This window comes from uncultured Eudoraea sp., assembly GCF_947490415.1.
Lineage (GTDB): Bacteria > Bacteroidota > Bacteroidia > Flavobacteriales > Flavobacteriaceae > Eudoraea.
The window spans coordinates 774,267-798,097 of record NZ_CANLGX010000001.1; the positions used below are offsets into that span (position 1 = coordinate 774,267).

The window sequence follows — 23,831 nt, forward strand, 5'->3', positions numbered from 1 at the left end:
ATGCATTGTAATATCAGAAAAGGTCTGTCTCCCTTTATTCAATTATTCCTTACCTTAGGAAGGACAACCAACAACTTCCTTTCTATGATTAAGTTCTTTAGAAAAATACGCTATGACCTTATGGAGAAAAATAAAACTGGAAAGTATTTGAAATATGCAATTGGTGAAATTATACTTGTTGTTATTGGAATATTAATCGCACTGAGTATAAATAATTGGAATGAAGAGAGAAAGAATATCCTAAATGAGTCTCAATTAGTAAAAAATATTGTTGAAGATCTAATTGAAAAGTATAACAAAGCTGTTGATTCAGGAATTGTTGGGGTCCACGCTCAGGCGCTGCATCTCCTGGCTTTACGGAAGGTTTTTATAGAAAGATTGGGTAAGAGTCCTATAGTTATTGAAGATGAGTTTATTATCAGTCTTTCAGGTAAAATAAATTCTGGATATTTTATTCTTTGAAAGCTTGCCAAAGTAATGGGCTTCCGAATTGTATGCCTTATTTTTTTAAATTTCTAATGTTTCCAATGTCTACCTTTACTAATTTCCAATGTTTAAGCTTTTGCTGATCTGGAAAATAATGTTTAAAATCATAAATTAATTCAATGCAAAGAGTGAAATAAAAATTTAGCTAACAAAAAAGTAGCTATGGTGTTGCAGATCAGACATCTTGAGAGATACCGGTGCTGTCCTCATAATAATTCTTAATACCTGTGCATTTGATACTTAAACATAAATTAAGATGAATTCAACTATAAAGTTCTGTTTTCGATACATTTTACTTCATATTACTTTATGTTCATTGTTATTTATGTCCTGTGAACAAAAATCTACTGAAACCGCTGAGATCAGGGGTGTTTATGGAGACCCCAAACCTTTCTGGGATAAAGAATTAAATCTCAATAATCTTGGGGTTAATGCTATTTTTGTCCACAGCGGATCGATCAATCATGAAATGGTTAACAGGGCCAGATCTGAGGGGTTACTGTTATTTGCTGAATTTGCCACCTTGAATGGTAAAAATTATGTAGAAACGCACCCTGAAGCCTGGGCAATAAATGAAAAAGGTGAAAAAGTGCAAGCTGCATCCTGGTTTATGGGAGTTTGTCCTACCGAACCCGGTTTCCGTCAGTATCGTTTTGGCCAGCTGCGGGATCTACTTTTGGAGTATGACCTGGATGGTGTTTGGATGGACTATGTGCATTGGCATGCACAGTTTGAAGAACCTGAGCCCATCTTGCCCGAAACGTGTTTTTGTAATCATTGTCTTGATGATTTCTCAAAAGATTCAGGAATTGAAATACCGGACGGAATTACCTCAAAGAAGGCACTATGGATACTGAACAACCATGATGAATCATGGCGTAATTGGCGATGCAAGGTGATTTATGATTGGACCTATGAAATAAAAAGCATTATCAAGGAAATCAAACCAGAGGCGCTCCTTGGACTTTATCATTGTCCATGGGACGATCAGGAATTTAATAGTGCAAGGCGTCGCATACTGGGACTCGATTATAATCTATTAAAAGAAACTGTCGATGTATTTTCTCCTATGGTATACCATAAGAGAATGGGAAGAGAGCCCGCATGGGTAAAAGAGAATATACGCTGGTTTAGCAATCGACTAAATATCAGAAAGGATTCTTATCCAAAAGTATGGCCTATCGTTCAAGCATATAATAACCCGGGTATCATTTCCAATAAGGAATTTGAAACTGTTCTGAAGGGTGGACTGGCAGGCAAATCTAGCGGAGTGATGATGTTTACAACTTCTGCCGTAGCTGAAGATGAAGGTAAAACAGAAGTGATGAAAAATGTGTATACACAGAACTAAGCATCCGTGGAGTCTTACTAAATCTTCAAAAACTCTATGACCATTGGATTAAAAAGAAAAAGTCCAACTTAGTAAATAAGCTGGACTTGTAATCTTGTGGTCCCACCCCACCTCCACTACGTTTCGGCCGGCAGGCTGGGTTAGATCGCTTTGCTCTTGGACCAGGTTCGTTGTTGCGAACAAAAAAACAAATTCCAAATGACAAATTCCAGGTTCCAAGTTCCAGGCTCCAATTTACAAAGGGGGATGATTGTACTTTGAGATTTGAGATTTGGTGCTTGTAATTTGCCCTTTGTGTAAATAAAGTTAGTCCCCGTCACACCTATTCTAATCTTACTATTTGGCAACTTGCCAACTTAATAGGTATCCGAATTGTATGCCTTATTCTTTTATTCTTGATGACAAATACAATTTACAAATTTATCCAGTAGTATATTAATTATCATAGTAGCCTAATGATTCAAATCATTTACTTCCCAGACTGTGTCACCTACCTTTATGCTTGATAGATTGTCTATTGACATACTGAATAAAATCTACATTTATGAAAGCGCTCAAGAAATGGTTCAAAATTATTGCACTGTTCTTTACGGCATTGATCCTTTTTCAAAGTTGTGCTACGTATAAAACTCCCACGACTCTGGCGCAAGCCGCTGAACAACAAAAAGAGGTAAAAATTATTACCTCAACTGATGATGCCATTAAATATAAATACATTGTACATGAAGATGGGCAGTTTTATGGTGTAAAGGTTGACTATGATACAAGAGAGAATGTAAAATTTCCAATTAATACTGATGAAGTGTATGAAGTGCTTCTAAAAACAGGAGGATTACCTACATGGGCATGGATTGTTATAGGGGGAGTTGTTGTAATAGGTATTGTAGCGTTGATCACTGTAAATACTATGTCTCTTAGCATTTAGTAAAGTTATTTAAAATCCTTAAATTTGAAGTGGTATCAGGAACGCAAATAAGCGTACCAACCGAGCACAAAAGCCACGGTGGTTCAGAATACGGACAGTTCAGTCAAAATAAATGATTATTCACCGTTTATTATTCCCTTCCTGATGCATTAACTTTTAAAATAATGTATTATGAAACATGTATTTATTTCTCGTGAAGGTGACAAAGCACAATTTGTAAAGAATTTTGAAAGCCTTCAAAAATTATCTAATGAAGATCTAATAGAAAAGTATAACAAAGCTGTTGATTCAGGTATTGTTGGAGTCCATAGAGCTTTTAACAAGAGAAGAAACAGCTGAATATCTTAAAATATCCCTTTCAACTCTATGGCATTGGTCTAAGAAAGGGATATTACCTTCTTATGGAATTGGGAATAGGGTGTATTACAAGAGAATCGAAATTGAAGAAGCTTTAATTAAACTTACACCTCGTTGCTGAATAGCTAGTTTGTCGGACTAATAATATGGGATATAGGATGAAGACTTTTGCGAATCCGATTCCACCCTGGGATTGGAGGAGAGGTGTGAGAGTATAAAAATGTGAATGTTTTACTCTATTTTTTTCGCCATTGCCCTGTTTCCATTTATCTCTCTCATATCCAAAATCGTGATCAGACCCAAAACCTTCCCATTCTCGCCACTTACAACCCTACATATACCCACATTATCCGTTCCTGGTCTATCCTTACTATAGAATAACACATGGGTATTGTCGTATGGATGAATATCCCATTCTTCCACAAGTGAATCTTTCACGAATAATTTAAATTTCAATTCATTTTCACCTTGAATAGCCCACTTATTTTCCTCATTGTCATATTTATATACACCTTTAATATTGTCATATTTTGTAATGTCTTTAAGTAAGAAGGTGTCTTTTTTTATGGTCAGCATCTCTGCAATCCTATTATAGAGATTCAATGCTTTTGTTCTAAACCAAATTATTCCGTTTAAATGCCCTCCCTCTCTACTCCTAACCTCAGCAAGTTTATTTAAATAGATTGGATCCGTTAAAGCATACTCGATTATTTTATCCTTATTTTCATCGGTATATCCCCAGCTTTTTACATAGTTGGACCACCAGGGTTGCTCATTTGCGATTCTATCTCTCCAATCAAGATGGGCGTCATTGATCATTCGATCATCTTGGTCCGTATTATACTTTCTTGTGCCATATAAGTCTTTTAGTTCTGAAAACAGCGAATCCTGTAATTCGGTGAGATTATTTTTTTCTGCAATCAGGGCATCAAAGTCTTCATCCATAAGCCCCGTTCTATACCATTCAAAGGCAAAAAGAAATAACTTCGGATTCGTTTCATAGTCCTCGGGTCCAACCTTTCTGTTAAGTACTTTGAAATAAAGAGAATCTTTTGCAAGATTGAGGTCTATCAATCTATCTATATTTTTGATATTCTGCACTAGCTCGTCACTAACCTCCTTGAAAAGTTGCTTAGTGTTATCAGCCGCGATTCGTTCATCATTCCAATTATCCACCTGGATGGCTATCAATATCCCGATCACTAAAAGGATAATCTCCCCTACAGCATAGAGCAGATACTTGGTAAACCGATTCTCAGTTAAAAGTCGCTGACGGATTTTACGGAAGAAATGAAGCATAACAGTTGGCTTGACCTTCAAAGGTAGGGGCAGACCAAATCATATCCTATGATAAATGTCAATGGGGAGAGGGGAGGTTGATGGTCTTCCTCGTTCGTTTGACTTTAGCACTTGCCCTTAAGAAGAGCCAAGTTTTCCTGAAATCCGCTCCATCTCTTCACTAACTTTCTTCTGAACTACTTTGCCATAGTACTTCTGGGGAATCTTTATACTCGAGTGCCCAAGCAGTTCGCCAATAAGTTCCTTTTGGGGCACAACTGTTGTATTGCCATACAAAATACCTGGTTTCACAACAATTTATTCATGTTTCAATAATCTCGTCATAGTTTTAAAAAAAATATCCAACCTATTATGAAACATTCCGTAATTAAAATATTGATTCTTGTCTTAGTATTGAGTAGTTGTTCAGATGACGACGCAATACAACGTTATAATCTTAACACAACTATTTCCCCTATCGAAGGAGGCTCTGTTTCTCCTTCCTCAGGAACTTTTGATTCTGGTGAGACTTTTACCCTAATCGCCACCCCATCTGAAAACTATGATTTCATAAATTGGAGCGGTGATGCAACTGGCACAACAAACACAGTGTCTGTTACTATAGATTCCGATAAAAATATCACTGCCACGTTTGTTAAGAGAGATACCGATGGTGACGGGGTCGCTGATGACATAGATATCTGCAGCGATACCCCAAGTGGTGAAACTGTGGATGCCAATGGGTGTTCTTCAACTCAATCTGATACGGATGGTGACGGAGTGACAGATGATATAGATACCTGTAGTAATACCCCTAGTGGTGAAGCGGTAGATACAAACGGTTGTTCAACTTCGCAGAAAGACACCGATGAAGACGGAGTGACAGATGACTTAGATACTTGTACCGATACCCCTTCTGGTGAATCTGTTGATTCCAATGGTTGTTCTGATTCCCAAAAAGACACAGATGGGGATGGAGTAACTGATGATTTGGATATTTGTCCGAGTACCCCTAGTGGTGAAACAGTTGGTACAGATGGATGCTCGGATAATGAAAGAGATACAGATGGAGATGGGGTGCCTGACATATTAGATAAATGCCCAGACACTGCAAGTGGTGCAAATGTGGATAGTAATGGATGTGCGTCAAATCAAATTCCAAATTATATTCCCACAAATGGCCTGGCAGCCTGGTATCCCTTTAGCGGAAATTCCAATGACCAAAGCGGAAACGCAAATGATGGTACCATCAACGGGCCAGTATTAACCAATGATAGGTTCGATAACACAAACGCTGCTTTCGGTTTTGATGGAGTAGATGATTATATTGAAGTGCCTGATGATGTATCCCTTCGTCCAGATTATATCTCCGTCTCTGTTTGGTTTAAAACTAGTGAAGTATCTATACAATCATTACTTTATAAAACAGACTTGAATACTGCATTTAATGAGCAATATTCCCTTGCCTTAAACTACAATAGTGTAAATCAAATCGACTGTAGTGTTAAAAACGGTAACAATTGTAATAATCCAGGACTGGGTTGGCAACGGAATCAAGTAACAGAAGTTGTCAATGATGATATTTGGCATCATCTTGTTTATGTATATGACGGTAATCAGTCTATTATCTATATTGATGGAGCAAATATTTCAACTCAAACATTTGCCTCTGGTGTAATTGACAATTGTACGGGAAGTCCATTACTAATCGGTCGCGGCTGGGATGCTTATGAGTTTAATGGTTCCATCGACGACATAGCAATTTGGAATCGTCCATTGACTCCAGCAGAGGTTACCAACATTTACCAATCAAGTAATAATTAGATAGCTTTTTGAACTTTTTGATTAAAGCCTAATGTGGGTTAGACATTAGGCTTTATTATTTTAACTCTGTCTCTGAATTTTTATTTCATTCTTTATTGAATCTGTATTAATACATTTCTTCGCTATCCTCCCCATCTCCTCACTAAGCCTCTTCTGCACAACTTTACCATAATACTCTTGGGTAATTTTAATGCTTGAATGACCTAATAGATCACTGACTATCTCCATTGGAACATCATTATAAAGCATTACAGTAGATGCATATGTCTTTCTAGCCATATTTTATAATTCATTACCTTGGGAGGAACAACCAACCGCTAACCAATGATAAAATTCTTTAGAAAAATCAGACAAAAAATGCTGACTGAAAACAAGTTCAGTAAATACCTACTTTATGCCATCGGAGAAATTGTACTTGTCGTTATTGGAATTTTGATTGCCCTTCAAATAAATAATTGGAATGAGAAGAGGAAGATTCAAAGTTTGGAATTTCAATTTTTAAACAGACTAAAATCAGACCTGGTTATTGATACCACATATTTTAACAGACGCATTCACGACTCTGAGGAACTTGTGCAATCCCATACTAAATTTATTATCGAAATGCATAAAGAACAGGAAAATTTGAAGGAAGTGCAAGACCTGTTTAAATTGTTTAGAATGAATTCTGAGCTACTAACGACCCAAAACTCCGCTTTTATTGAATTGATTAGTTCAGGCAAACTGGATGTAATTAGTAATGTAGTTTTAAAAAATGATTTGATCATGTATTATGGCGAAATTGAAAGGGCTGTAAAACATATTCAGGAATTCAACGAGTTTTCTGTTGAAGTACTTCTTAATATGTATCGAAATACTCCCTATACTGTTAGAGTATTTCCCGAGAACGACTTTTACGTAAGACATGATTTCAATTCGCATGGAGAATGGGATTTTATTAATGATCCGTATTCACCCAAATTTCAATCCCTTGAATTAGATGTATCAACTTACATGGCGAAGCATCAGGTTTTCCTGGGGTATTTTAATGACTTAAAAAACAGATCATCCGACTTGATTGAGGTCATTGAGGAAGAGATAGAGAATTAATTAAAATGGAATTCTATACATAGTAAATATGCCTGTCAATAAATAATATTAGCCATCTAATAAATATAAATGATCAACTTCTTTAGAAAAATCCGTAGGAAACTTGCCGACGATAACAAACCTTTAAAATACATGAGGTATGCTATTGGGGAAATTGTGTTGGTGGTCATTGGAATATTGATTGCTTTACAAATCAATAATTGGAATGAGGAGCAGAAACGGGAATTAGTGACAATGGGGTTAATGACTCAGGCACGTAAAGAATTGCTACAAAATATTAAGCGTACGGACATAGTTCTGGATTATTATTTCGAAAGAGATTCCCTCATTTACAAAGTCATAAAGAAGAAAGTCACTTCTGAGGATTATGAAAATAATCAGTTATACAAGGGATTGCCTTGGGATTACACATTTGCGGATATAGTGGCTGATGACTTTTTAAATCTACTTGAGAATGGCAAAATTATTTCATCTGATCAGGATTCTTTACTAATAAGGTTGAAGGAGCTCTATTCCATAGACAAATTGTCAATTGATAAATTTGAATCCTACACAGCAGATATTGCCAATGCTTTCAAAGATAAAATAAAAGAAGAGCAAAGTTGGTTCTCTGACTATAGAGCTGAGTTAATAACAGAGGAAATGATAGAATTTTTCCTCAATGAACCTTATTATTTAAATGCAGTTTATGATGTATCAAAAATAAGTTACGAATTACATTTATACAGAATCTCATCATTTAGATACAAAGCAGGTGAAATCTATCAGGCTATATCAGATTTTTTGGGATTGGAAGAAAATCCAATTGTAAAGAGAGATCTTAATGATTTCAATCATTATTTAGGGCATTATCAATATCAACATTCAGAGTTGGGAAATATTACTATGGATATTGTTAGGGGTAGTGAAAATAATTTGATTCAACATGTTTATCAAAATGACTCTCTCATTCGTACTTCAACCATTTACCCGTATTCAAAAACGCATTTTATTCGTTCAGGATATGTTCCACCATGGCAGTTAGTTATTGGCAAGACCAATGAAATAGAGGGAGTAATAATGGTTGGTATTTATGGTAATGGAGCTCAAGAAAGACCCTATTTTAATAAAATAGATTAAAGTCATGCTCCGCTTCTTTCTCCAAATTACTGCCTCTGACTACCAGTACAAAATAAGGATATCCTAAGGTTATTTGAGCTTCTTTGAAATACGTTTCATCTCTTCACTGACCCTTTTCTGTACAATCTTTCCATAATATTCCTGAGTGATCTTAATGCCAGAACACGCTAACATTTCTTTCCAAACCAATTATTTAAGTAAATTAGTAGGAACAACCACTGCCGCACATGATCAACTTCTTTAGAAAAATTAGACAACAATTACTTACTGAAAATAAATTCAGTAAATACATGCTTTATGCCATGGGTGAGATCGTGTTGGTGGTCATTGGGATATTGATCGCTCTGCAGGTCAATAACTGGAATGAAGGAAGGCAGGAGCGTGTCGACGAATTGAAATATTTGTCAAGACTACGTGAAGACCTAAAAGTTGATAATGCCTATTTCAAAATGCGCATAGATGAAGCCAATCGATATACTGATGCTTGTATAGAATTCCGAGATAAGCTTTTTGTAAAGCAACAATCCCTGGAGGAGGCAATAGCTCTCTGGGATATATTTCGGGTTTTTAACGAATCAGAAATGTTGACCATACAAAATTCAACATACTCCGAAATGCTCAACGCGGGTAAAATGGATTTAATTACAGATCCCGAATTGAAATCATTAATTATAAAGTATTACAGAGAGTGCGAAGAGGCTTCCAACCATATTACCGAATTTAATGCCTACACAGTAGACGTGTTAAATGTTATGCATCATAATGCCCCCAATGCTTATGAAATGGAGATATTATCGGAGAAGACCGACGTAGGGTTTGAAGAACTGTTTGGATACCTAAACGACCCTACTTCGGATGCTTTTGGAATAATTTTATATGCCTCGGGCATCTATTTGACAAAACATGCAGTATTCCGTGATAGGTATTTCGAGGAATTGGAAAAGCTTTCTACAGACTTAATAATCCGCCTTGAAAAGATGGAGTAATTCGTAATGTAAGTTCAACCAATGATCTGCTTCTTCCGCTAAATCCCTTAAATAGTTTTCTCACTTTTGAATCTTGCTAGCTATCCTCCTCATCTCCTCACTAATCCTCTTTTGAACAATCTTTCCGTAATACTGCTGGGTAATCTTAATGCTAGAATGCCCTAACAACTCACTCACTATTTCCATAGGAACATCATTATAAAGGAGCACAGTTGAGGCAAATGTCTTTCTTGCCATGTGGTGGCTAATGGCTTTATTAATGCCTACAATTTCTGCTATTTCCTTTAGATAGGAATTGATCTTTTGATTGCTGAATTTAGGAAGTGCCAAGTTGCCAACTTCTTTGTAATAATCTACTATGGCCTTTGCCTTGGGCAATAAGGGTACAGATATCATCTTGCCTGTTTTCTGCCTTTTCATTTGGATCCATTCATTCCCATCAAAACCTTTAATGATATGCTCCTTTTTTAGATTTGCCATTTCGTTGTATGCCAAGCCCGTATAACAACAAAATATAAATAGGTCTTTGACCAGCTGTAGCCTTGGTTGCGAAAAATGATGCTTTTCAAGCTTTTCTAGCTCGTCCTTGGTAAGGAAAACAACGGTTTTTCTGACCCTTCCTGGTTTGTGTAATACAAATGGGTCCTTTTCCAGGTATCCCTCGCCTAGAGCCTCCTTAATGGGTTTCCTGAAGCGCTGGATGCACTTATTTATGGTTACCTGGCTTTGGTTCCTTTCTATTTTTAAATAATATTCAAAATCATGTAGGAACTGGAGCTTTAGTTTACTCAAAGGAAAGTCATGTTTGCAATATTTCCATTTAATGAAATCTTGTACTTGAGAGTAGGCATAGTTAAACTTCTTCCATGTGGCTAGCTGAATATCTATCCCAATTAGTTTTTTCTTCTTGTCCAAAAATTCCTTGAAATATTCAATTGTTCCAACATCCTTAGCAGTTGGTTTTCCAATGTAGTTGTTAAAAATATCCTCAACTGAAAATTCATCGCCCGCTAATTGTAACTGTAAATATGTTCTGCTTATCTCGGCAGTTATAATTTCTAACTGCCGGTTAATCTGACTTCCTCTATTCGATATAGAGATAGCCTTTTGTTGTTTGGAGTTCCATTCCTTTGGATTAATAAATAAACCTGTTGCAAAAGGTTTTCTTATACCATTTAGGGTTAATCTACATGAAATAGGGCATAAGCCCCTTTTATTCGTTTTTGCAATACTGATTACATAACGAATGGATAATTTTTGCTTACTCATAACCAATTGATTTTAATGTTAAACAATTGGCATACAATTCTGGAAATGGGAACCTTTTTTTAAAAGTGGGAACCGAATAGGTACCCTTTTTTTACCTAAAAACTTGACAAGTTGACTTTTAGATGGAAAGTGCAGTCAGTGCTTATAATGCGGTTATGCGCTGTAAATCAACACTTTAAACCAAAAAATCCAATCTAAATAAATAGACTGGATTTCTTTATAAGTGGTCCCACCTGGGCTCGAACCAGGGACCCCCTGATTATGAGTCAGGTGCTCTAACCAGCTGAGCTATAGGACCAATTTCGCAAATGCGCATTTCAAAAAACATTAACCACCTGAGCTACGAGACCTGAAGTATCTGAGGTTACTTCGGGATAGGACCGGTCAATACCAAATTTTGGACTGCAATATTACTATTTATTTTACTATGCTGCAACTTCTTTGTAGGTAGAAAACCTGCTGAGTCACACATACACCTTCCCTTCATGAAGGCGACTCTAATTTCGATAAACCGTAATTAAATTCCAAATCTCAAAATCAATGTTACAATTATGAGTCAGGTGCTCCCTGTCTGCCTTGCCTTCAGGCAGGTAGATAACCAGCTGAGCTACCCGCCTGCCGTACCAACAGGTGGGCAGGCCCGCCTGCCTTAATTAGGTAGGTAGCACCTTTAATTTTTCTGTTTTTTATGAACGTCTGAATATTTCAATTTAAGCCACTGCTTTCCGTAGCCACTTTTTAGATACTTCTCTCTTTTTCTGGCACTGTCCCTATCTGGATATTCTTCAAGATGTAACAAAACCCATGGGCGATACCCCTTTGTGCTTTTTGTTCTTCCGGAATTAAGAGCAATAAGCCTTTTTTCAATATCTGAACTCATTCCAACATAATACCTGCCATCCTTTTCGCTTCGAAGAACATATACTTTCATATGTCAAAATTGGTGGATAAGCCTGCAAGAACAAAACACTACTTCTGCTACTTCACCTCCTGGCAAAGTTCCACCAAAACGCCATTACTGCTCTTTGGGTGTAAAAAAGCCACCAGCTTATTATCTGCCCCTTTTTTAGGGGTTTCATTCAACACTATAAAGCCTTCGCCCTTAAGGCGCTCAATTTCTTTTGCAATATCCTCTACCTCAAAAGCAATATGGTGTATCCCCTCTCCTTTCCTTTCAATATACTTGGCAATGGGACTGTCTTCCCTCGTGGCTTCCAACAACTCAATCTTATTGGGGCCCACCTTAAAAAACGAGGTCTTAACCCCTTCTGAGGCCACTTCCTCTAATTTGTAGTGGGGAGCGCCAAATAGTTTTTTAAACACAAGATTTGATGCCTCAAGGTCCTTTACGGCAATGCCTATATGTTCTATTTTATTCATGGATTACCAACTTGTTCGGGATTGTTTTTTAGTAACCTCTAAAGTACGTATTTTTGCCCTATGGAAACACAGCGACAGAAAAAAATTGCCGGGGTCATTCAAAAAGATCTTGCCGAAATCTTACAGCGCGCAGCAACCGATGGCGGCCTGCATGGCACCCTCATTTCTGTCTCTAAAGTTTATGTAACTACAGACCTCTCTATTGCCAAGGTGTATGTGAGCATCTTCCCTACAAAAAAAGCGGATGAGCTTCTGGAAGGGATCAGATCTAACCAACCCCTTATAAAACACCAGCTGGCGCAGCTTACCAAACACCAATTAAGGCGCATGCCCGAATTGTCTTTCTTCCTGGATGATTCTCTGGACTATATAGAGAACATTGATAAATCTCTGAAAGGCGATGAAAACCCCATTACCAATCCTGATCTGCTGCCAAGAAGAAAAAAATCCTAGTGATTGTTTGGAGTTTTGTCGTTGGAGTTTTTATAGATTACTTTTGATGGAATACTAGGCAAAATTTTTAAGGATAGCAGGGCTATGGTTTAAAATTTTAACAACGTAGTACGCAAAAGGAATCACAAAAAAGCAATGAATTAAATTTCAAATAATCACTTAACTTGAATTTTCCCTTCTATATAGCAAAAAGATACGTTCGCTCTAAGAGCAGCCAGAATGCGGTGAACATTATTAATTTTATAACCTTCCTGGTGATCGTCATAGGGTCTGCAGCCCTTTTTATGGTACTATCAGGCTTTTCCGGACTTAAAACGTTTAGCCTTTCCTTTAGCAACATCTTTGACCCCGACCTAAAAGCGACTGCACAAAACGGGAAGTTTTTTACCCTTGGCCCGGAAGAAGAACAAAAGCTTTTAGAGATAGCCGGGGTGGTTTCCTATTCCAAAGAATTGGAAGAGCAGGTATATCTTACGCACAGGCAAAAAAGCTGTGTGGCCTATATAAAAGGCGTGGATACCGCCTATAGAGTTGCTACTAAGGTAGATAGTGCTATTTATTGGGGTAATTGGGCCCTAAAAAACCAACAAACCGTTGTGGGCCTTGGTATTGCGAGTTTGCTTGGCCTAACCATAAACGATTATCAGAACCCTTTACAGATACTGGCACCAAAACCTGGAAAAGGATCGCTTAATCAACAGAACTTTGGTGAAAAACCCTATAACGAAATGCCCGTAGTGGTAAGCGGGGTTTATGCTCTTGAAGAAAACCTGGATAATAAATACGTCTTTACAGAACTCGCCCTGGCGCAGGTAATCCTGGAAAAAGACAATACCCAAATCTCCGGAATTAATTTCGGCCTGGATCCTCTGGCAGATGTTGCCGATGTCCGAAACCAAATCACTGCTGTACTTGGCGATAAAATAGTCCTAAAAAACAGGCGTCAGCTCAACAATGCGCTATATCGGATGCTGAATACCGAAAACCTGGCTACCTATTTGATTTTTACGCTGGTTTTAATCATTGCCCTGTTTAATGTCGTGGGGGCAATTATCATGATGATCCTGGACAAGCAGCAGAATTCCAAAACGCTCTACAACCTTGGTGCGACTATACGGGAATTGCGTCGTATCTATTTTGTTCAGGGAATACTGGTAACCAGCTTTGGTGGAATTATTGGTTTGCTTCTTGCCTCTCTGCTTATTTGGTCGCAGTTGGCTTTTGGGTGGTTAAAAATAACCCCCTCTTTGGCCTATCCTGTAGAATACAAACTAATGAATGTGTTAATTGTACTGGCAACTATTGTGGTGTTAGGGATTATTGCTTCGAAAATTGCCAGCAGCAGGGTTACCAAAAAACTATTGGCCTGATTATACAAACTGATAGTTTCCAAATTTCTCCAGCACTTCATCAAAGGCCGCAAAAACATCCGGGGCCGCATCACTGGTCACCATTTTCATCCGGTATTCTTTAAAGTCCGGGATGCCCTTAAAATAATTGGTGTAATGCCTTCGGGTTTCAAAAACCCCCAGCTTCTCCCCTTTCCAGTCAATGGCCATCTGCAAATGCCTTCGGGCAGCCTGTACGCGTTCTTCCATCGTGGGAGGCAAAAGCTGTGACCCTGTTTTCAGGTAGTGTTTTACTTCCTTAAAGAACCAGGGGTAGCCTATGCTTGCACGGCCAATCATAGCCCCATCCAGTCCGTATTCATCACGCATGATCCTGGCCGCTTCCGGCGTATTCACATCCCCGTTACCAAAGACAGGAATATACATTCTTGCGTTGTTTTTTACCTCAGCAATAGGTTTCCAGTCTGCACTGCCTTTATACATCTGTGCCCGGGTTCTCCCGTGAATAGATATGGCTTTACAGCCCACATCCTGCAGCCGTTCCGCAACCTCAACAATTTTTATGGAATCGTGATCCCATCCCAGCCTGGTCTTAACGGTAACAGGTAAGTGGGTATGCTTAACCATGGCCGCCGTAAGGGAGACCATTAAATCTATATCCTTTAAAATACCCGCCCCCGCGCCTTTACTAACTACTTTTTTCACAGGACAGCCAAAGTTTATGTCAATGATATCGGGTTTAGATTTCTCCACAATCTCCACCGAACGCAACATGGAATCCAGGTTTGCTCCAAAAATTTGAATCCCTACAGGCCGCTCTTTTTCATAAATATCCAACTTCATTACGCTTTTGGCCGCATCGCGTATAAGGCCTTCCGAAGATATAAACTCGGTATACACCAAATCTGCCCCCTGCTCCTTGCAAAGTGCCCGAAAAGGAGGGTCACTCACATCCTCCATGGGAGCGAGTAATAAGGGAAATTCCGGCAGAACTATGTCACCAATTTTTGGCATCTGTTATCTTTTAACGCGACAAAATTAAAAATAAAGAAGAAACTATTGGAAATTTATTCGTTTTCCAGTCGTTGTAGCTCACTTTTCTTTATGTTCTGATCGGTTTTGTTAAGTCGGTAATTCCCCAGGTTATAGGTAAAGCCAAGGCGTACAAATTGTTTTTCCGGGGCCTCGTATAAGGAATTATCCTGATTGGCATAGCGGGTTGTAAAAGTGTAATTAGCCCGGCGTAAAAGGTCTTCCGCAATAAGGGAAATCACCGCCCTGTTATCCCATAGAGTTTTGCGCAATCCAATATTCAATGAAATGGTTTCGTCTACTTTATATGCACCATACAGAAACGGGCTTACATAAGTTAAAGAAAGGTCCCCTGTAAAACTCCCGTCTTTAGATAAAGTAAATGAATTATTCAGATACCCGTAATAACCGGTCACCTGGTTGGTATAGGTTTCAATAGTACTTTCCTCAGCCAAAAAGGTCTCGTCTTCATAAAAAAGGGAGTTATAAAAATACATGGACCAAAACGGGGTAATAGAAGTAGAAATAGTAAAATCCAGTCCATAAGAGGTGCTTTCCTGCACATTCTGCCTGGTCTCTCTTAAGATCTGATTTTGATTGTCCTGGAAAGTCAAACTACTTATATATCGTCCATTATCTCTGTAATATAGGCCTATAAAATAAGTGTCTTTGATCGTATAATTTAAGTTAAAATTATGGCTGAAATTGGGAACCAGGTTTGGGTTCCCTTCAATATAATTATTCTCGTTAAGAAAATACCGGAATGGGTTCAGGTCGGCGTAGTTAGGCCGGGTAAGTTTTCTGCTATAATCAAAGCTAAGGCTGTTGGCTTTCCCTAATTTCCTGGAAAGGTAGAAAGACGGAAATAATTCAAAGTAGTTCTGCGTATTGATCTGCAAGGTTGTTTCCGAATTCGATTCTATGTCGGTTTGTTCCGCCCTCAGGCCAAGTTTAAGAGACCATTTGTTCCAGTCCTGGGAAAGACTGGCATAGCCGGCAAACACCCCTTCTCTGTAATTAAAATTATCGGACAAGGCGATGTCAAAGGGGGGTTGCGTATCATTTACATCAAAATAATCAATCCCGCTTTTAGATTCAATCCATGAGCCTTTTAGTCCGCTCTCAAAAATGCCCGATTTTATGGGCGTAATAAAATCTAATTGCCCTGTAAAAATATTGATGTCCTGAAGGGCATCCGTAGCAAAAGTAAAATTCCGCATAAAGGCTCCGGCAGCATCAAAATAATCACTGGATCCCTCTTGCTGGCGAGATAGTTCATAATACGTATAGTGCGCATTAGCCTTTAATGTGGCACCCTCTTTTTTCAGCTTGCGTTCATAATTGAGATCAAAGGCAAGGTTCACAAGGTCATCTTTAATTGTACTATTATTTTGTAGGGTGGAATCGAGCACTCCGGAGCTGTTACGCATTTCGGTAGCCAGTTCATTTTCAAATCTTTTATTTGGGGAAAAGGTTAAGTTGGAAGTGAAATTTAGCAGATCGCGCTGACTAGGCCTATAATCAAAGATCAAATTGGCTTGCTGACCCTGTGAACGGGTAATTTGTTCTAATTCGGTATTCCAGCGTGCAAAAACATCCTCCTGATCATTAATAAAGTTAATTCGGTTGTTTGACCTTTTAAATTCTTTTCTCGGATTGAACACATAATTGGCAAAAATACTGATTTTGTCATTTTTGTAATAATGACTGGTTCCCAGGTTGTATTTAGCAAAAACAGCCTGTGTATACAGACCCCTTATGTTGCCTTTATAACCAGGCACTATATTCTCCTTGGTACGGATATTGAGAATGGAACCATCTTCCGCTTCAAAACTGGCCGGGGGATTTGGAATGACCTCTACAGAGGAAATCATATCACCGGAAAGTCCCTTTAAAAAATCCTGGATTTCGGTTGGGGATAATTGTATTTTACGATCATTAAGATAAACTGTCGCTGGTGTTCCCCGTATTTCCAGATTGTCCTGTGTGAGTATGACCCCCGGGGCATTGCGGAGGATGTCCCAGGAGCTTCCTTCAGCCATTACTGTATTTTCAACATTGAAAATAATCCGGTCTGCCTTTCGCTCTATCGTAGGCTTCTGACCTGTAACTACTACCTCATTCAGCCATTCGCTGTCGGGCTCCAGGATAAGAGCGCCAATTTGTATATTTCTTTTTATTTCCAATGCCACCAGGGTAGACTTATACCCGAAGTATTTTGCCTGCAAATAGTATACGTCTTCTGGGATGTCCTCCAGAATAAAGTGTCCCGATTCATCCGCTAAAGTTCCATTTACCTGGGTATTATCCAATGCCTTCAGAAGTATCACGTTTGCATATGGAAGTGGTTTCCCGTCTGTATCTTTTACAGATCCAACCACATCATAGGTCTGGCTGGCCATGGCTAAGGGTAATATTCCTAAGACAAATAGTATGGGGAATCTCACAATATTGGTAGGTTAGTCCGTAAAGCTATAAAATAATTTACGTTATACATGTAAAAGGGAGGTGATTGTTTCTAATTATCTCATTGGTTCGCCCTGCACCATTCCACAGAATTCTTTACGCCATTTACGAGATATGGGCTAGTTGCCCAACCAGCGGGCCCTTTTAATTAGTGTACTTCTGCGGAAATCAGAATGTGATTGGCGCTTCAAGGGTTTGGTCATTGCGCAATACCTGCACTGTGGTGGTGTCACCCGGCTCAAAAGCAGACAGGGCGCGCATATAACTCATCATGTCCACCACGGTACTGTCTCCAAGTTGAACCACAATATCCCCTTTTTGTAAACCTGCTTTTTGTGCCGGTTTATATTCACTTATCCCATCAATACGCATCCCTTTCCCTTCAAACATATAATCCGGGATTACCCCTAGCGCTACTTTGAACCTCGGAACTTCTTCACTCTCATTTTTGGTTTTCCTGAATGTTAGTTTTTCATCGTCATCCAATTCCTGAACAAGGCTTAACAAGTAGGAGCTTATCAGTCGCATCCCCTCATAATTCAATTTCTCTGCATCATCTGAGGGCTTGTGGTAGTCTTCATGTTGTCCTGTAAAAAAATGTAAGACCGGGATGTCCTGCAGATAGAATGAGGTGTGGTCAGAAGGGCCTACGCCCGATTCTTTTAACACCAGTTTAAACCCCGGGTTTGAGGCATTCAATACCTGGGGCCAGATGGGAGAAGTTCCGGTACCACTAACTGAAAGGGTTTTGTCTTCCCTTAGCCTTCCCACCATATCCAGGTTAAGCATATAGGAAACCCCTCCCAGATCAAGAGTAGGGTTTTTTGTAAAAAAATTGGACCCTAATAATCCCATTTCCTCGCCGGAAAAAGCGATAAACAGATAGTTTTTAGAAAGTTTTGTGCCCCTGATTTTATTTGCCAGATCCAGGAGTACCGCCACACCACTGGCATTATCATCTGCGCCATTATGAACCGCCGGTTCGCCCCTGTATAACGAGCCTTCACCTCCATATCCCAAATGGTCATAGTGGGCGCCAATGACTACGGTAGTTGAAGAATTATTATCGATAAAACCAATAACATTAGTCCCGGTTATTGTGCTGTCGCCGGTCTCTTGAAAACCTACTTGCTGATGCGGATCGGTCTTTGGTTTAAAAGTAAAGGTCTGGTAATAGGTTCCTGCATGTCCTTTAGGCTCCAGTCTCATTTCAGTCATCAGTCCCATGATATATTCCGCAGCCTTGATTTCTTCTTCAGTTCCGGTTTCCCTTCCTTTAAATTCATCACTAGCGAGGACCTTAACCTCTTCTTCCATAGAGGCTATTTTGGGTTGCTCTGTTTTACATCCGAAGGCAAGTATAAAAAATACGCCGAGAATTATTTTTTTCATCAATTTTGCGTCTAATTTTGTTCAAAATTAAACATCCTATGAAAACTTTAGTGGCATTCTTTCTTTTATTAGTGTTTTTTGGTTGCAAAACCGATTCAAAAAAACCGCTTCCGGAAAAGGAAAATTCCAGCTCCGTAATGGCCGGAGCAGATACGCTGATCTATGAAGAGGAAAGGCATTTTAAAGCTATTCGCCAGGTCACTTTTGGCGGGGACAATGCGGAGGCCTATTGGAGTTTTGACGATAGCAAACTTCTTTTTCAGTCGAACAATCCCGGATGGGGCATGCAGTGCGATCAGATGTTTCTTATGAATTTTGAAGAGACTTTCAAGGATAGCAAACCCCCTATGATAAGTACAGGAATGGGGCGAACTACCTGTGGCTATTTTCTCCCCGATAACGAGCAGTTTATATATGCTTCCACACATTTAGTAAACAAAGAATGCCCTGAAGTGCCTTTGCGCAAAAACGGGAAATACGTTTGGCCTGTATATGATTCCTTCGACATATTTGTGGCGGATCTCAAGGGCAATATAGTTAAACAACTTACCAACGAGCCGGGTTATGATGCTGAAGCTACTGTTTCTCCTCAGGGAAATAAAATAGTGTTTACATCTACCAGAAATGGTGATCTGGAATTGTATACCATGAATTTAGATGGTACAGAAGTTTTACAAATAACAGATGAGTTGGGTTATGACGGGGGAGCTTTTTTCTCTCCTGACGGCACAAAAATCATTTTCAGGGCTTCAAGGCCAAAAACGGAGGAAGCCATAAGAGAATATAAAGAATTACTGGCCCAGGGACTGGTACAACCTACGGAGATGGAACTTTTTATCTGCAATGCGGATGGCAGTGATTTAAAGCAACTGACTTTTCTTGGAAATGCCAACTGGAGTCCCTTCTTCCACCCTTCCGGGGAAAAGATTCTATTTTCAAGTAACTTTGAAGCCGAAAAAGGTTTCCCTTTTAATCTCTATCTTATTGATACGGACGGGAAGAATTTGGAACGGGTTACCCATGGAAAAACTTTTGATGCCTTCCCCGTATTTTCGAATAATGGGAAATTCCTGGCTTTTTCAAGTAACCGCAACAATGGCGGAACACGCGACACCAATTTGTTTATTGCCGAGTGGCAGGATTAAGAAGTAGAAAAATGTATCTTTGCAGCCAATTTGAAATAGCCAGAGTAAGAAAATGAAACACATTCGTAATTTCTGTATTATCGCTCACATAGACCATGGCAAGAGTACTTTGGCAGACAGGCTGTTAGATTTTACAGGTTCTGTAACGGAACGCGAAAAAAAAGAACAGCTTTTAGATAATATGGATCTGGAGCGCGAGCGTGGAATTACCATTAAGAGTCATGCTATTCAGATGGAATACGAACATGAAGGCGAGGCGTATATTCTCAATTTAATAGACACGCCCGGCCACGTGGATTTCTCCTATGAAGTGTCTCGCTCAATAGCGGCATGTGAGGGGGCCCTTTTAGTGGTAGATGCAGCCCAGAGCATACAGGCACAAACCATTTCGAATTTATACCTGGCTCTGGAAAATGATCTTGAAATTATTCCGGTTTTAAATAAGGTCGATTTGCCTAGTGCCAGTCCCGAAGAAGTAACAGATGATATTGTAGAATTATTAGGGTGCAAACCTGAAGATGTAATCCCGGCCAGTGCTAAAACAGGGTTTGGGATTCATGAAATTTTAACGGCTATTATAGATCGTATTCCTCCTCCGAAAGGGAATACTGATGAGCCGTTGCAAGCCCTTGTTTTTGATTCTGTATATAATTCATTCAGGGGGGTGGAAACTTATTTTAAAGTCATAAACGGTGTTATCAAAAAAGGTCAGAAAATTAAATTTGTGGCTACAGGCAAGACGTATTTTGCTGATGAAGTGGGTACCCTGAAACTTACCCAGGAACCTAAGCCAGAAATTAAAGCGGGAGATGTAGGCTACGTCATTACCGGAATAAAGGATGCCAGGGAAGTAAAAGTTGGAGATACCATTACTGATGCAGTCAACCCTACGAAAAACGCTATTGCTGGTTTTGAAGATGTAAAACCTATGGTTTTTGCCGGTATTTACCCTGTAGATACGGAAGATTACGAAGAATTGCGTTCTTCCATGGAAAAGTTGCAGCTCAATGATGCCTCTTTAGTGTTTACTCCGGAAAGCAGTGCGGCCCTCGGTTTTGGTTTTCGATGTGGTTTTCTTGGAATGCTTCACATGGAGATAATACAGGAGCGTTTAGAGCGTGAATTTGATATGACGGTGATCACTACGGTGCCAAACGTTAGTTATCATGCCTTTACTACAAAAAACCCGGATGTTCCATTGATTGTTAATAACCCGAGCGACCTTCCGGATCCTTCTACCCTGGCAAGGGTTGAAGAACCTTATATAAAAGCCACAATAATTACCAAATCAGATTTTGTAGGAAATGTAATGTCCCTTTGTATAGATAAGCGGGGGCAGATTACCAATCAAACCTATCTTACTCCGGAGCGGGTTGAACTAAATTTTGACATGCCCCTAGCAGAGATTGTGTTTGATTTTTATGACAGGCTTAAAACTGTTTCTAAAGGCTACGCCTCCTTTGATTATTCCCCTATAGGTATGCGGGTTTCCAAACTGGTTCGGGTGGATATTTTGCTGAATGCGCAACCGGTTGATGCTTTGTCTGCTCTTATACATTTTGATAATGCCCACTACATAGGCAAAAGAATGTGTGAGAAATTAAAGGAATTAATTCCAAGGCAACAGTTTGATATTCCAATACAGGCGGCCATAGGTGCTAAAATTATTTCCCGGGAAACCATAAAAGCATTGCGAAAAGATGTAACCGCCAAATGTTATGGTGGAGACATTTCAAGGAAAAGAAAGTTATTGGAAAAACAAAAGAAAGGTAAAAAACGCATGCGCCAGGTGGGTAATGTTGAAATTCCACAACAGGCATTTATGGCGGTACTTAAATTGAACGACTAATTTTCCTCTTTTAACTTACAATATTTATAAGTAAATACAATGTTTTTGACTTGACTTAGTTAATAGTTAAAGTTTAAAATTCCCCGTCAATGACTACTTATATTGCCGAATTTCGTGCTGTGCATAAGCTGATACAGATAATACAACATTCTGTTTTTACCTGGAAACAGGAAGGTGGCGAAATTGATTCGGACCTGCTGCAGGGTAAGATAAAAAGAGAATCAGCGGTTCATTTTTATAAATTAATGGCCGGAGAACAATTTGAAGTTTCTTTGGATGACATTTCCGTGGAAATTACCAAAACTGCCCCATTTAATGGTTAGTCCATACCATGACTCAAGTATTTATTTATCCATAGTTTAAGGTTCATATAGGCATTCTCGACAAATATTTCTAAATTGAGTGTGTTTTAGATTGTACTTTAAAAATGAGAATGCTCCGGCAGTGTATACTTTTTTTCTTCTTATCAACAGTGCTGTTAGCTCAGGAAAGTATGCTTTCCACAGAGCAATGGACTACGCTTGAAATTACGCTTACCAGCAAAACAGACTACGAAAATCCTTATAAAGACGTTGCGGTTTGGGCAGATTTTACAAACCAAAAAGACGATACTATAAAAAGGCCTGCTTTTTGGGACGGGGATAATATTTGGAAAATAAGATTTACCTCTCCGGATACAATTAGTACCTGGAAATGGCTGTCATATGCATCCAATGAACAAGACCTGGGGCTTCATGGGGCAACAGGTGCTGTCAGTGCCAAACCATACAGTGGCGACAACCAATTACTGGCTAATGGGTTGCTAAAAATGGCAAAAGGTAACCGAAATGTAATACAGCACTCCGGTAAATCATTTTTAGTTGTAGGAGATACCCCCTGGGCAATTCCTTTCAGGGCAACGGTAGACCAGGTTGCTACATATGCCCGCGACAGGCAGAAAAAGGGGTTTAATTCTGCATTGCTTATGAGCTTACAGCCAGACATGAATGCCGTGGGGCCCGATGAAAGGAATACTTCGCAAGGTTTCAAAAGAGCTTTTGAGGATTTGTCTGATGGACATATCAATATATTGAATCCTTCATATTTTCAAACGTTAGATCAGATAATAGGCGTACTCATTAAGCATGAGATTGTTCCTGTTTATCAGCCGGTATTTCACGGTTTTGGATGGAAGGGTCTGAAAGTGCTGGGCAATACGATAAACCCTGAAGAATATGTGCGCTATTGCAAATATCTCCTTGCGCGCTACGGCAGCAAACCTGCCATTTGGCTTATTGCAGGAGACCATGACGGTAATGATCCAGGTGTAAAAGAAAGTGGAGAAATGTTTCAGGAATGGGACAGTTATGGCCAGCCTACCGGACTGCATTATAATCCATGTGATGATTATATGGCTGAGTGGGCGGTAAATGACCCCAGTAAACATTGTATGCACTTTAATAAGACACATCAGGATAAAGAGTGGCTGGATTTTCAATGGGCACAAACAGGGCATGATGGAGCACACCAATATCACAAAGTAGAGAAAATGTACGATAATCTTCCCACTAAAGGCGTGGCCAATGGTGAACCTACCTATGAAGGAATGAACGATGGTAAAAATGGGCTGGGCTGGTGGCAGGGCGAGGAGGCCTGGATGCAATTAATGCATGGGGGAACTATGGGAATTGTATATGGTGCGGCCAGTCTTTGGCAATGGAAGATAACAGCAGATGAAGAGGGCTGGACTGCCTGGTCTTCTCAACCTAAATCCTGGGAGGAAGCTTTATACATGGAAGGCTCCGTTTATGCAGGAATGGTGGGTAAAATTTTAGCTTCTTTAGATATGACTAATATAGAAAAACGTTGGGATTTGGCGGGTGGAAAACCATTACTGGCTAAACCCGGATCTTTATATATTTCATTTTTAAAAGAAGGTGGCGAAATTGAAATTAAATCCTTGCCTAAAGGAAAGGGCCTGCAATTTAATTGGACAAACCCTAAAAATGGCGAGGTCGTTGATTCCGGAAGTGTTGACTCAGGCAAATTTAACGCTCCGGATAATAACCCCTGGGTTTTGATTATTAATTAGGTTGTTAAGA

At 39.2% G+C, this 23,831-nt stretch carries 23 protein-coding genes, 1 tRNA gene, 1 pseudogene and 1 riboswitch; of the genes and pseudogenes, 15 read left to right on the top strand and 10 right to left on the bottom strand.

Features of this window, described 5'->3' with window-relative positions; all coding sequences use genetic code 11:
- Positions 1–120: 120 nt before the first annotated feature.
- From Q0874_RS03470 to Q0874_RS03490, 5 genes and pseudogenes are all read left to right on the top strand, one after another.
- Positions 121–279: pseudogene (locus tag Q0874_RS03470) on the top strand (DUF6090 family protein); the annotation flags it as partial.
- A 463-nt stretch (positions 280–742) separates the two neighbouring features.
- A complete protein-coding gene (locus tag Q0874_RS03475) occupies positions 743–1,837 on the top strand; it encodes a hypothetical protein (RefSeq protein WP_299159420.1) in 1,095 nt (364 codons plus the stop codon).
- A 544-nt stretch (positions 1,838–2,381) separates the two neighbouring features.
- Entirely contained in the window at positions 2,382–2,762 is a 381-nt protein-coding gene (locus tag Q0874_RS03480; protein ID WP_299159422.1) for a hypothetical protein, read from the top strand.
- 27 nt (positions 2,763–2,789) lie between these two features.
- A riboswitch (SAM-I-IV-variant riboswitch) is annotated at positions 2,790–2,883 on the top strand.
- 50 nt (positions 2,884–2,933) lie between these two features.
- The gene (locus Q0874_RS03485) at positions 2,934–3,101 is read left to right on the top strand and encodes a hypothetical protein (RefSeq protein WP_299160110.1); all 168 of its coding nucleotides are present in this window, start codon (positions 2,934–2,936) and stop codon (positions 3,099–3,101) included.
- The gene (locus Q0874_RS03490; RefSeq protein ID WP_299160099.1) at positions 3,061–3,240 is read left to right on the top strand and encodes a helix-turn-helix domain-containing protein; all 180 of its coding nucleotides are present in this window, start codon (positions 3,061–3,063) and stop codon (positions 3,238–3,240) included. Before Q0874_RS03485 ends, Q0874_RS03490 begins: the two co-directional genes overlap by 41 nt.
- Positions 3,241–3,350: 110 nt before the next feature.
- Here Q0874_RS03490 and Q0874_RS03495 read toward each other — a convergent pair whose 3' ends face one another.
- The gene (locus Q0874_RS03495; RefSeq protein ID WP_299159424.1) at positions 3,351–4,418 is read right to left on the bottom strand and encodes a hypothetical protein; all 1,068 of its coding nucleotides are present in this window, start codon (positions 4,416–4,418) and stop codon (positions 3,351–3,353) included.
- A gap of 117 nt (positions 4,419–4,535) precedes the next feature.
- Complete coding sequence (locus Q0874_RS03500) at positions 4,536–4,709, bottom strand: hypothetical protein (protein ID WP_299159426.1); 174 nt, start codon at positions 4,707–4,709, stop codon at positions 4,536–4,538.
- A 60-nt stretch (positions 4,710–4,769) separates the two neighbouring features.
- Between Q0874_RS03500 and Q0874_RS03505 the strand changes: the two genes are divergently transcribed.
- Entirely contained in the window at positions 4,770–6,221 is a 1,452-nt protein-coding gene (locus Q0874_RS03505) for a LamG-like jellyroll fold domain-containing protein (protein ID WP_299159428.1), read from the top strand.
- A 60-nt stretch (positions 6,222–6,281) separates the two neighbouring features.
- On the opposite strand, the gene Q0874_RS03510 is transcribed toward Q0874_RS03505, so the two are convergent.
- Complete coding sequence (locus Q0874_RS03510) at positions 6,282–6,500, bottom strand: hypothetical protein (protein WP_367275394.1); 219 nt, start codon at positions 6,498–6,500, stop codon at positions 6,282–6,284.
- Between the two features lie 45 nt (positions 6,501–6,545).
- Between Q0874_RS03510 and Q0874_RS03515 the strand changes: the two genes are divergently transcribed.
- The 3 genes from Q0874_RS03515 (at position 6,546) to Q0874_RS03525 (ending at position 9,415) form a co-directional block, all read left to right on the top strand.
- The gene (locus Q0874_RS03515; protein ID WP_299159430.1) at positions 6,546–7,310 is read left to right on the top strand and encodes a DUF6090 family protein; all 765 of its coding nucleotides are present in this window, start codon (positions 6,546–6,548) and stop codon (positions 7,308–7,310) included.
- A gap of 69 nt (positions 7,311–7,379) precedes the next feature.
- Positions 7,380–8,429, top strand: coding sequence for a DUF6090 family protein (locus Q0874_RS03520; protein ID WP_299159433.1), 1,050 nt, complete (start codon positions 7,380–7,382; stop codon positions 8,427–8,429).
- 227 nt (positions 8,430–8,656) lie between these two features.
- Positions 8,657–9,415: a DUF6090 family protein gene (locus Q0874_RS03525; protein ID WP_299159435.1), complete on the top strand. Its 759-nt coding sequence runs from the start codon at positions 8,657–8,659 to the stop codon at positions 9,413–9,415.
- A 60-nt stretch (positions 9,416–9,475) separates the two neighbouring features.
- Here the strand turns inward: Q0874_RS03525 and Q0874_RS03530 are convergent, their stop codons facing one another.
- From Q0874_RS03530 to mce, 4 genes are all read right to left on the bottom strand, one after another.
- Positions 9,476–10,684: a site-specific integrase gene (locus tag Q0874_RS03530; protein ID WP_299159437.1), complete on the bottom strand. Its 1,209-nt coding sequence runs from the start codon at positions 10,682–10,684 to the stop codon at positions 9,476–9,478.
- Between the two features lie 224 nt (positions 10,685–10,908).
- Positions 10,909–10,982, bottom strand: a tRNA-Ile gene (locus tag Q0874_RS03535).
- A 372-nt stretch (positions 10,983–11,354) separates the two neighbouring features.
- Complete coding sequence (locus Q0874_RS03540; protein ID WP_299159440.1) at positions 11,355–11,615, bottom strand: GIY-YIG nuclease family protein; 261 nt, start codon at positions 11,613–11,615, stop codon at positions 11,355–11,357.
- 47 nt (positions 11,616–11,662) lie between these two features.
- A complete protein-coding gene (gene mce, locus Q0874_RS03545; protein ID WP_299159441.1) occupies positions 11,663–12,064 on the bottom strand; it encodes a methylmalonyl-CoA epimerase in 402 nt (133 codons plus the stop codon).
- A gap of 60 nt (positions 12,065–12,124) precedes the next feature.
- Between mce and rbfA the strand changes: the two genes are divergently transcribed.
- Both rbfA and Q0874_RS03555 read left to right on the top strand, forming a co-directional pair.
- Positions 12,125–12,517 carry a 30S ribosome-binding factor RbfA gene (gene rbfA / locus Q0874_RS03550; protein WP_299159443.1) on the top strand — a complete coding sequence of 131 codons (393 nt, stop codon included), beginning with the start codon at positions 12,125–12,127 and terminating at the stop codon, positions 12,515–12,517.
- Positions 12,518–12,681: 164 nt separating this feature from the next.
- Positions 12,682–13,887, top strand: a complete 1,206-nt coding sequence (locus Q0874_RS03555) for an FtsX-like permease family protein (RefSeq protein ID WP_299159445.1) — start codon at positions 12,682–12,684, stop codon at positions 13,885–13,887.
- Here the strand turns inward: Q0874_RS03555 and dusB are convergent, their stop codons facing one another.
- The 3 genes from dusB to Q0874_RS03570 form a co-directional block, all read right to left on the bottom strand.
- Complete coding sequence (dusB, locus tag Q0874_RS03560) at positions 13,888–14,880, bottom strand: tRNA dihydrouridine synthase DusB (RefSeq protein WP_299159448.1); 993 nt, start codon at positions 14,878–14,880, stop codon at positions 13,888–13,890.
- A 53-nt stretch (positions 14,881–14,933) separates the two neighbouring features.
- Complete coding sequence (locus Q0874_RS03565; protein WP_299159450.1) at positions 14,934–17,345, bottom strand: outer membrane beta-barrel family protein; 2,412 nt, start codon at positions 17,343–17,345, stop codon at positions 14,934–14,936.
- Between the two features lie 187 nt (positions 17,346–17,532).
- On the bottom strand, positions 17,533–18,756 hold the full coding sequence (locus Q0874_RS03570; protein ID WP_299159453.1) for a M28 family peptidase: 1,224 nt from the start codon (positions 18,754–18,756) through the stop codon (positions 17,533–17,535).
- Between the two features lie 38 nt (positions 18,757–18,794).
- On the opposite strand from Q0874_RS03570, the gene Q0874_RS03575 reads away from it, so the two are divergent.
- From Q0874_RS03575 to Q0874_RS03590, 4 genes are all read left to right on the top strand, one after another.
- The gene (locus tag Q0874_RS03575; RefSeq protein ID WP_299159456.1) at positions 18,795–19,901 is read left to right on the top strand and encodes a hypothetical protein; all 1,107 of its coding nucleotides are present in this window, start codon (positions 18,795–18,797) and stop codon (positions 19,899–19,901) included.
- 52 nt (positions 19,902–19,953) lie between these two features.
- A complete protein-coding gene (lepA, locus tag Q0874_RS03580; protein WP_299159458.1) occupies positions 19,954–21,750 on the top strand; it encodes a translation elongation factor 4 in 1,797 nt (598 codons plus the stop codon).
- A gap of 89 nt (positions 21,751–21,839) precedes the next feature.
- Positions 21,840–22,073, top strand: coding sequence for a GTP-binding protein LepA (locus Q0874_RS03585; RefSeq protein WP_299159461.1), 234 nt, complete (start codon positions 21,840–21,842; stop codon positions 22,071–22,073).
- 170 nt (positions 22,074–22,243) lie between these two features.
- Positions 22,244–23,821: a DUF4038 domain-containing protein gene (locus Q0874_RS03590; protein ID WP_299159463.1), complete on the top strand. Its 1,578-nt coding sequence runs from the start codon at positions 22,244–22,246 to the stop codon at positions 23,819–23,821.
- Positions 23,822–23,831 lie beyond the last annotated feature (10 nt).

Excerpts from the sequence above, each read along its gene's own strand:
- Q0874_RS03475 (WP_299159420.1), top strand. The coding sequence starts at position 743 with ATGAATTCAACTATAAAGTTCTGTTTTCGATACATTTTACTTCATATT.
- Q0874_RS03480 (WP_299159422.1), top strand. The coding sequence starts at position 2,382 with ATGAAAGCGCTCAAGAAATGGTTCAAAATTATTGCACTGTTCTTTACG.
- Q0874_RS03485 (WP_299160110.1), top strand. The coding sequence starts at position 2,934 with ATGAAACATGTATTTATTTCTCGTGAAGGTGACAAAGCACAATTTGTA.
- Q0874_RS03495 (WP_299159424.1), bottom strand. The coding sequence starts at position 4,418 with ATGCTTCATTTCTTCCGTAAAATCCGTCAGCGACTTTTAACTGAGAAT.
- Q0874_RS03505 (WP_299159428.1), top strand. The coding sequence starts at position 4,770 with ATGAAACATTCCGTAATTAAAATATTGATTCTTGTCTTAGTATTGAGT.
- Q0874_RS03510 (WP_367275394.1), bottom strand. The coding sequence starts at position 6,500 with ATGGCTAGAAAGACATATGCATCTACTGTAATGCTTTATAATGATGTT.
- Q0874_RS03515 (WP_299159430.1), top strand. The coding sequence starts at position 6,546 with ATGATAAAATTCTTTAGAAAAATCAGACAAAAAATGCTGACTGAAAAC.
- Q0874_RS03520 (WP_299159433.1), top strand. The coding sequence starts at position 7,380 with ATGATCAACTTCTTTAGAAAAATCCGTAGGAAACTTGCCGACGATAAC.
- Q0874_RS03525 (WP_299159435.1), top strand. The coding sequence starts at position 8,657 with ATGATCAACTTCTTTAGAAAAATTAGACAACAATTACTTACTGAAAAT.
- Q0874_RS03530 (WP_299159437.1), bottom strand. The coding sequence starts at position 10,684 with ATGAGTAAGCAAAAATTATCCATTCGTTATGTAATCAGTATTGCAAAA.
- Q0874_RS03540 (WP_299159440.1), bottom strand. The coding sequence starts at position 11,615 with ATGAAAGTATATGTTCTTCGAAGCGAAAAGGATGGCAGGTATTATGTT.
- mce (WP_299159441.1), bottom strand. The coding sequence starts at position 12,064 with ATGAATAAAATAGAACATATAGGCATTGCCGTAAAGGACCTTGAGGCA.
- rbfA (WP_299159443.1), top strand. The coding sequence starts at position 12,125 with ATGGAAACACAGCGACAGAAAAAAATTGCCGGGGTCATTCAAAAAGAT.
- dusB (WP_299159448.1), bottom strand. The coding sequence starts at position 14,880 with ATGCCAAAAATTGGTGACATAGTTCTGCCGGAATTTCCCTTATTACTC.
- Q0874_RS03570 (WP_299159453.1), bottom strand. The coding sequence starts at position 18,756 with ATGAAAAAAATAATTCTCGGCGTATTTTTTATACTTGCCTTCGGATGT.
- Q0874_RS03575 (WP_299159456.1), top strand. The coding sequence starts at position 18,795 with ATGAAAACTTTAGTGGCATTCTTTCTTTTATTAGTGTTTTTTGGTTGC.
- lepA (WP_299159458.1), top strand. The coding sequence starts at position 19,954 with ATGAAACACATTCGTAATTTCTGTATTATCGCTCACATAGACCATGGC.
- Q0874_RS03585 (WP_299159461.1), top strand. The coding sequence starts at position 21,840 with ATGACTACTTATATTGCCGAATTTCGTGCTGTGCATAAGCTGATACAG.
- Q0874_RS03590 (WP_299159463.1), top strand. The coding sequence starts at position 22,244 with ATGCTTTCCACAGAGCAATGGACTACGCTTGAAATTACGCTTACCAGC.